The 8,245-nt window shown below is 56.9% G+C and carries 8 protein-coding genes; 2 read left to right on the top strand and 6 right to left on the bottom strand.

Translation table 11 applies throughout. From position 1 onward, the window contains the following. Positions 1-524: 524 nt before the first annotated feature. Entirely contained in the window at positions 525-1,496 is a 972-nt protein-coding gene (locus tag QZ516_RS02055; RefSeq protein ID WP_297185486.1) for a LysR family transcriptional regulator, read from the top strand. On the opposite strand, the gene coq7 is transcribed toward QZ516_RS02055, so the two are convergent. Next, on the bottom strand, positions 1,497-2,141 hold the full coding sequence (coq7, locus tag QZ516_RS02060; protein WP_297185489.1) for a 2-polyprenyl-3-methyl-6-methoxy-1,4-benzoquinone monooxygenase: 645 nt from the start codon (positions 2,139-2,141) through the stop codon (positions 1,497-1,499). 70 nt (positions 2,142-2,211) lie between these two features. Here coq7 and QZ516_RS02065 point away from each other — a divergent pair, with 70 nt between their 5' ends. Next, entirely contained in the window at positions 2,212-3,162 is a 951-nt protein-coding gene (locus QZ516_RS02065; RefSeq protein ID WP_297185491.1) for an MBL fold metallo-hydrolase, read from the top strand. On the opposite strand, the gene purD is transcribed toward QZ516_RS02065, so the two are convergent. The 5 genes from purD to QZ516_RS02090 form a co-directional block, all read right to left on the bottom strand. Next, positions 3,163-4,449, bottom strand: coding sequence for a phosphoribosylamine--glycine ligase (gene purD / locus QZ516_RS02070; RefSeq protein WP_297185493.1), 1,287 nt, complete (start codon positions 4,447-4,449; stop codon positions 3,163-3,165). 96 nt (positions 4,450-4,545) lie between these two features. Next, complete coding sequence (gene purH, locus QZ516_RS02075) at positions 4,546-6,135, bottom strand: bifunctional phosphoribosylaminoimidazolecarboxamide formyltransferase/IMP cyclohydrolase (RefSeq protein ID WP_297185495.1); 1,590 nt, start codon at positions 6,133-6,135, stop codon at positions 4,546-4,548. A gap of 21 nt (positions 6,136-6,156) precedes the next feature. After that, positions 6,157-6,453 carry a DNA-binding transcriptional regulator Fis gene (gene fis / locus QZ516_RS02080; RefSeq protein WP_036859026.1) on the bottom strand — a complete coding sequence of 99 codons (297 nt, stop codon included), beginning with the start codon at positions 6,451-6,453 and terminating at the stop codon, positions 6,157-6,159. Continuing rightward, on the bottom strand, positions 6,450-7,436 hold the full coding sequence (dusB, locus tag QZ516_RS02085; RefSeq protein ID WP_297185498.1) for a tRNA dihydrouridine synthase DusB: 987 nt from the start codon (positions 7,434-7,436) through the stop codon (positions 6,450-6,452). The genes fis and dusB overlap by 4 nt, the downstream gene beginning before the upstream one ends. Positions 7,437-7,510: 74 nt before the next feature. Next, positions 7,511-8,245 (bottom strand): DUF3426 domain-containing protein (locus QZ516_RS02090; protein WP_297185502.1); only part of this gene is annotated, 735 nt, incomplete at its 5' end.

Here is an 8,245-nt window from a genome sequence, read left to right on the forward strand (position 1 = left end):
TCCGCCAAAGACTTTCCGCCTGTTGAATGTGAGCTCCCCGGGTCCGCGGGGCGGTTTTCTGCGCGCAAAAAAAAGGGCAGCGGTGCTGCCCAAGGGATTTAAATAGGAGGGAGATAAAGTATCAATGGATTGTTTGAAAAGCCAATCTTGTCTGACAAACAATGGGCTAACTATAGTTCGCGCCAGATCATGATTGAAATGTATTAAATTTATCTAACTCATTCCCTGTGTTTATTTATGCTGTGCACACAAAAAAACAGGCAACTTGCGTTGCCTGAAAAAGATATAGAGGGAGTAAGAGAACTACACTTGAATGACCTGATAATTCAATACTGGGAGTATTTCACTCATCCGGTACATTCACGGGGCTTTGGGTTCAGCGACACCAGGTAACCAGTGAGGGGGTGTCGCTTGGTGGAAACCACTCCTTGACCCCGCTTGGTACAGTGTCAATATAGTCATTGACTTACTATGACTCAAATGTATTAAGATAATGTTATTCATAATCTATAGGAATGTTTTTTGTGGATACCAAAATTCTGTCCCGGGTTGATTTGAACTTGCTGGTGGCTCTGCAGGTGTTGCTGGAAGAGCGCAGTGTGACGCGGGCCGCGGAGCGACTGTTCATCACCCAGCCGGCCATGAGTAAAACCCTTCAGCGCCTCAGGGACCTGTTCGATGACCCGCTGTTTATCCGCAGTGGGCGGGGGCTGATCCCAACGCCCAGAACCAATGAGCTGGCTGCCCACCTGCCGACACTGTTGGCCGGCGTGTCAGATTTGGTGGCCAGCAGCAAATTTGATCCGCTGACTTACGAGGGGGAAATTTGCATCATGACGGCAGAGTTTATCGCGGTGCAGGTGGTGCCCACCCTCACCCAGAGAATAATCAGGGAAGCGCCGAGAATGTCGTTGACGCTGACCAGTGAAGCGGAGGAGGAAGGTCGTGCGCTGGAGGACGGGGATCTGGACTTTGCCATCGAAATTGCCCGCCCCTACGGGAGTGAATATCACGTGACGCCGTTGGGCAGTTTTACGCCAGCGGTGTGGATGCGTGCCGAGCATCCGCTTGCCAAAAAGGACAAGTTGACCCTGGTGGAAATGCTTGAATACCCGTTTATTCAGTATTATCTGTTGCTGACGGGTCCCATATCGGCCAGTGCAGAGAGCCGGTTTGATCGGGAGTTGGCGAAACATGGTTTGAAGCGACAGAAAACTCTGGTCACCACCCAGTTGATGACGGCCATGGATGCCCTGTGGCATACCGATTGCCTGATGATGGCCACCATGCACGACCTGAAAATCGAGAGTGAGTCATACGGTATTGTGCGTAAACCCTACCCGGAAGAACTGGAGTTTGATAATACCGTTCCGGTGGTATTGGTGCAGCATGTCAGGACCATCAAGTCGCCGGCTCACCAATGGGTCAAAGATCAGATTATTGGCATTGTTCAGGACATCAAGGAGCAGGCTCGACAGGCAGTCCGCGCCCGCTGATTAAATATGGTAGCTGGTTTTGGTCATGGCGCCGGAGATCAGCGTCATCAAGCCCTTCACTGGTGAGGGAAATTCCAGGCCGCCGGCCTCCTTCGCCACCGCCGCATGTTTGCCCTCATCTTCCAGCATTTTCTGCACAATGGCGCGGCTTTTGGTGTCGTTTTCCGGCAGTATTTCCAGATGATTTTCGAGGTGTTGACAGACTTGCTGTTCGGTGGCTGACACAAAGCCGAGGCTGAGTTTGTCACTGACCAGCCCGGTAGTGGCCCCGATGCCAAAAGACAGGCCGTACCAAATTGGGTTCAACAGGCTGGTGTGTCCACCCAACTGCTTGAGCCGGTCCTGGCACCAGGCCAGATGATCAATTTCCTCATCGGCAGCCTGTTCCATCTCAGTGCGAACCGAGGTGAGTTTTGCTGTCAGTGCCTGTCCCTGGTAAAGCGCCTGGGCACAGACCTCTCCTGTGTGGTTGACCCGCATCAGACCTATTGCGTGCCGCTTTTCACGCTCATCCAGCGTGTGCTCCTCGACGGTTTTTCCCGGTGACAGGCGGGCCGGCGCCGGAGGCTCGGCTGCCAGGGTGCGCAGGGCACGGTCTACCTGAAGAAGAAGTCCATCGAGCTTGGTAAGCTGCCTTGTGTGCACGGTTTTGCCCTAAACTGTTGGTGGTGACAAGATTGTAGCAAAATCATCCGTCAACACACGAGGGTAATAGATGATAGACCATCCACAGCAATTTCTCGGTTACGGTATTTACTGTATCGACGCGCAATACGTGAGGCCGGGACAAGCCTGTTGTTATCTGCTGGTGGATGACGGCGAGGTGGCGATTATTGAAACCGGTACCAGTCACACCGTGAGTGCTATCAGTGAGGCACTGGATTCATTGGGTCTGACGGCAGCGGCCGTTCGCTACGTGATTCCCACCCATGTGCACCTCGACCACGCTGGTGGTGCCGGATTGCTAATGCAGCGTTACCCCGATGCCCAGCTGGTTGTTCATCCCCGCGGCGCTCGTCATCTGGCGGATCCCACAAAACTGATAGCGGGTGTTATCGCGGTCTACGGGGAGTCGGCCTACCGGTCACTGTATGGCGAGCTTGTGGCTGTGCCTGAAGAACGCATTATCAGCGCCGAGGACGGGTTGCGACTGAATCTGGGTGGGCGCACACTGGAGTTTCGTCATACCCCGGGACATGCCGAGCACCATTGTTGTGTTTGGGATAAGGTCAGTGGCGGCTGGTTTACCGGAGACACTTTCGGCCTCGCTTATCTGACCCCGGCGCTGGGGGGTGACCGGTTTATCATGCCCACCACGACACCTGTGCAATTTGCGCCTGAGCGGCTGCTCAGCTCGCTGGACTTGCTGATGAGCTATCGGCCCCGGCGGGTTTATCTCACCCATTACAGCCTACTGGATGAACCTGAAAATTACGTGATGTTGTTGCGCGAGCAAATAAACGCCTGGTGTGACATGGCGCTGTCCCTGGAGGCTGGACCAGAGCGGGAGAGCACGATTTACAAGCGGATAACAGAGCTCACACTGACACGGATAAAGGCTCGCTGGCCGGATGCCGACATGGCGTTGATTGAGCAGGATCTTGAAATGGATCTTGAACTGAATGCCCAGGGCCTTGAGGTCTGGTTGCGACGTCAGCAGCAGTAGCTAGGCCTTCTCCCGTGCGATCGCCCGATAGCCAATATCGTGGCGAAAATAGACATCATCCCAACAAATCTGCTCTGCCAGCTGGTAGGCCCGCTGCTGGGCTTCAGAGACCGTATTGCCCAGACCGACGGCGCAGAGCACTCGCCCGCCGTTGGTGGCAACCCGCCCATCAACCTCTCTGGTCCCCGCGTGAAAAACCTTGCTGTCTTCTGTGCCGGAAGCGGGAAGCCCTGAGATGACATCACCCTTGCGGTAGTCATTTGGGTAGCCTCCCGCCGCCAATACGACACCCAGCGCAGCCCGGGGGTCCCAATCAACGGTGCAGTGGTGAAGCGTCTTGTCCAGTGCCGCAGTGCAGAGTGCCACCAGATCGGATTTTAGCCGCATCATGATCGGCTGGGTTTCCGGATCGCCAAAGCGGCAGTTGTACTCGATCACCTTGGGGGTGCTGTCGGGCATGATCATCAGCCCGGCATACAGGAAACCGGTGTAACGGTTACCCTCTGCCGCCATCCCCTGCACGGTGGGCTGAATCACCTCGGCCATGACGCGCTCGTGAATTTCGGGGGTCACCACCGGTGCCGGGGAGTAAGCCCCCATACCGCCGGTATTCGGTCCCCGGTCGCCGTCATCCCGTGCCTTGTGATCCTGCGACGTCGCCATTGGCAGGATATGTTCCCCGTCCACCATGACAATAAAGCTGGCTTCCTCGCCGGCCAGAAACTCTTCGATCACCACCCGATGGCCGGCATCGCCGAAGGCGTTACCCGCCAGCATATCGTGCACGGCGTTTTCGGCTTCCTCCAGGGTTGTGGCGACAATCACCCCTTTGCCCGCGGCCAGGCCATCGGCCTTGATGACAATGGGGGCCCCTTTCTCGCGCAGGTAGGCGAGCGCCGGTTCGATCTCAGTGAAATTCTGGTATTCCGCAGTGGGGATGTTGTGGCGCGCCAGGAAGTCCTTGGTAAACGCCTTGGAACCTTCCAGCTGCGCTGCCCCTTTCGAGGGGCCAAAGGCCCGCAGACCGCGACCGGCGAAAAAATCCACAATGCCATCCACCAGTGGCTGTTCCGGGCCGACGATGGTCAGGGCGACGTTATTCTGCTGGGCAAAATCTGCCAGTGCTGCAAAGTCGTTGACATCGATAGCGATGTTCCGGACACACGGTTCCAGCGCTGTGCCCGCATTGCCCGGTGCCACGAAAACCCTTTCCACACCCTGGCCCTGGGCTGCTTTCCACGCCAGTGCGTGTTCCCGTCCGCCGGAGCCTATTACCAGAATATTCATGCGTAATTCTCTTGCCTTAAATGACAGCGGCGATTGTGCTGGCAGGGCACAAGCGCCGCAAAATCAACGCGATAGGAACAACGTTGTCGTGCATTATCAGTGACGGAAGTGCCGCATACCCGTAAACACCATGGCCATGCCGTGTTCGTTGGCGGCGGCGATGACTTCCTCGTCGCGGATCGAGCCACCGGGCTGGATTACGCAACTGATGCCCACCGTGGCGGCGTTATCGATACCATCCCGGAACGGGAAGAAGGCGTCGGAGGCCATGATTGCCCCCTTCACTTCCAGTCCCGCGTGCTCCGCCTTGATGGCGGCGATACGGGCGGAGTTGATGCGGCTCATCTGGCCCGCCCCGACACCGATCGTCTGGTTGTTTTTTGCGTAGACGATGGCGTTGGATTTCACCATTTTGGCTACCTTCCAGGCGAACAGCAGGTCTGCCAGCTCGTCATCCGTGGGTTTCCGGTCGGTGACCACTTTCAGGTCGGCGGCGGAGACCATGCCGTTATCTCGATCCTGTACCAGCAGGCCGCCATTGACCCGTTTGAAGTCAAAGTCCTGTGGGCGGGATTTGCCCCATTGGCCACATGCCAGCAGCCGCACGTTTTTCTTGCTGCTGACTGCGGTCACTGCCGCATCAGAGACACTGGGAGCGATGATTACTTCCACGAACTGTTTTTCGCAGATGGCTTCGGCGGTGGCCGCATCCAGCTCGCGGTTGAAGGCGATAATGCCACCGAAGGCGGATTCCGGGTCAGTGGCAAAGGCCAGGTCATAGGCGGTCCCGATATCCACTGCCACGGCCACGCCGCAGGGATTGGCGTGCTTGACGATCACGCAGGCGGGCTGGTCGAATTGCTTGACGCACTCCAGGGCTGCGTCGGTGTCGGCGATATTGTTGTAGGACAGCTCCTTGCCCTGCAATTGACGGGCGGTGGCGACACTGGCCTCCGCCGGACTGGCTTCTACGTAAAAGGCCGCCTTCTGATGTGGATTCTCGCCGTAACGCATTTCCTGGATTTTCAGGAACTGGGTGTTGAAGGTGTCGGGGAAGTCGCGTTTCTCGTTGGTGTCCGGCGCAAAATTGAAAGGGCGGGCGCCAAAGTGGTTGGCGATCATGCCGTCGTAGGCGGCAGTGTGCTCAAAGGCTTTGACCATCAGGGTGTAGCGGGTGTCATAACTGAGTTGGCCTCCGTTGGCCTGCATTTCATCCAGTACTGCGCTGTAGTCGTCGGCATTGACCACAATGGCGACATCCTTATGGTTTTTGGCGGCGGAGCGAACCATGGTGGGGCCGCCGATATCGATATTTTCAATGGCGGTTGGCAGGTCGCAGTTGGGATCGGCCACGGTGGCGGCGAAGGGGTAGAGGTTTACCACCACCATGTCGATGGGCAGGATGCCGTGTTCACCCATGACGCCGTCATCGGTGCCGCGACGACCGAGGATGCCCCCGTGCACTTTGGGATGAAGGGTTTTGACTCGGCCGTCCATCATTTCCGGGAATCCGGTGTAATCCGAGACTTCCCTGACACTGATGCCGTTCTCGTTGAGCAGGCGGTAGGTGCCGCCCGTAGAGAGGACCTCGACGCCCTGATTGCTCAGTGCCCTGGCGAATTCAACAATGCCTGTCTTGTCAGAGACGCTGATCAGGGCGCGGGAAACTTTACGCAAGTCGCTCATATGGTCCTCAGTGTTGGTGTTTTATAGTAGATTGTATTGTTTGAGTTTTTTTCGCAGTGTGCCGCGGTTCAGGCCAAGCATTTCTGCCGCCTTGCTCTGGTTGTTGCGGGTATAGCTGAGCACCGCTTCAAGCAGGGGTTCCTCCACCTCCGTGAGTACCAGCTGATACAGATCATTGGTCGGCTGTCCGTCCAGATGCAGGAAATATTGTTGCAGTGCGGTTTCCACACAGAGACGCAGGGATTTGTGATGGTGTGTGGTATCCGATGGTTCGGCGCTTACCTCGGCCTGGATCGTAAATGTATCAATGGCGCTCATGCGGCTTGGTCCCAATTGTTCTGTCCTGCCAGGTAGGTGTGCAGGCGGTCTATTTGTTCGTTATGGTTGTCCAGCTGGTTGAAAGAGCGGCGAAAGGTGTCACCGCCGGGCAGGCGCTCAACGTACCAGCCCACATGCTTGCGGGCAATCCGGATCCCTGAATATTCCCCGTAGTGCGTGTGTATGGCGCGAATATGGTCAACCACCTGGGCAGCGAATTCCTGCCCGGAGAGGGGTTCAGGTAGCGAGCCGTATTCCAGATAGTGATTGATCTCACGAAATAGCCATGGGTTGCCCTGGGCGGCGCGGCCAATCATCACGGCGGCTGCACAGGTGTGGTCAAGCACGGCTTTGGCATCCTCCGCAGAACGGATATCACCGTTGGCGAATACCGGGATATCCACTGATTGCACCACTCCCGCGATTGTGTCGTATTCAGCGTGGCCGTTGAAGCGACAGGCGCGGGTGCGTCCGTGGACAGCGAGCGCCTGGATACCGCAATTCTCGGCAATTCTGGCGATGTTGAGCGCGTTGCGATTCTGGCTGTCCCAGCCGGTGCGGATTTTCAGTGTGACGGGAATGTCGACGGCCCCGACCACGGCGGAGAGAATAGCTGCCACCAGTTTCTCATCTTGGAGCAATGCCGATCCGGCTGCCCGTTTGCAGACTTTTTTGGCGGGGCAACCCATATTGATATCGATGATCTCGGCACCGAGCTCCCTGTTCTGTCGGGCGGCATCCGCCATGAGGGTCGGGATACTGCCGGCAATCTGTACGGATCTGGGCGAGAGCTCATCCTTGTGGACCAGCCGCTGGCGGCTCTTCCGGGTGTGCCAAAGGCGGGTATCAGAGGTGATCATCTCGGACACGGCCATGCCAGCACCCTGTGCTCGACAGAGCCGGCGAAATGGCAAATCCGTCACGCCGGCCATGGGTGCCAGTATGGTTCGTGATGCCAGCGCATGATGACCAATCTTCACCAAGTCGGGTTGCCTCAATCTAAGCTCGGAAAAAACGGGGTGTTGATGATACCCGCTCTTGGCCGGCGGAATAAAGATTATTTGGGAATGAATAGCAGATAACTGACGGCGTCTTGTCCGGGATCAACCAGCTCCAGCCTAAGCCTCACCGGCTGTCTGGCGGGCATCATGGTCATATCGGCCAGATCACCGTGCAGGTATTCCTTGGGCTGAAAAAGCCGCTGGGCAAGGATTTCCCCCTGCAGGTTTTCGAACCTTAGCAGCAGCGCCGGGAAGGGTTGTGCAAAACTGGCCTCATTGACCAGGACGGCATCCACGTTCAGGGCATCGGGTATTTCCGGGTGGCTGTAGACCATTAACTGATCGCTGCTGATTTTGTTCAGATCCTGCAGGGGTGACAGTTTACAGCCCGCCACCTCGCAATAGCGGCCTATCCATTGCCGGTGGCTCGGGTCCGCGCCAATCACGTCGGCGAAAAAATACAGGTACTGGGCTGCCAGCAGGGCAACAGCCAACAGGGAAAGTGATAGCCACAGCCAGGTTTTCTGCCGGGGTCTGGCGGGGGGGTAAAAGAGAGTGGTCTCGCTCTGTTGCTGCGCTGAGCTGTCCTCTGCCAACGCCTGTGGCGAGCTTTCACGCACTGTTGGTGAGTCATCTTCGGGCTGCTGAGTAGAGTCGGCTGTTGCGGGGTCGGGCCAGTGAATATCGATTTGTTCTGGTAGTCTTGCCTCGGTGACTGTTTCAGCTTCAGGCTCACCCTGTTCCTGTTCCTGTTCCTGTTCCTGTTCCTGTTCCTGTTCCTGTTCCTGTTC

The sequence above is a fragment of the uncultured Porticoccus sp. genome, assembly GCF_913061305.1.
Taxonomy (GTDB): Bacteria; Pseudomonadota; Gammaproteobacteria; order Pseudomonadales; family Porticoccaceae; genus Porticoccus.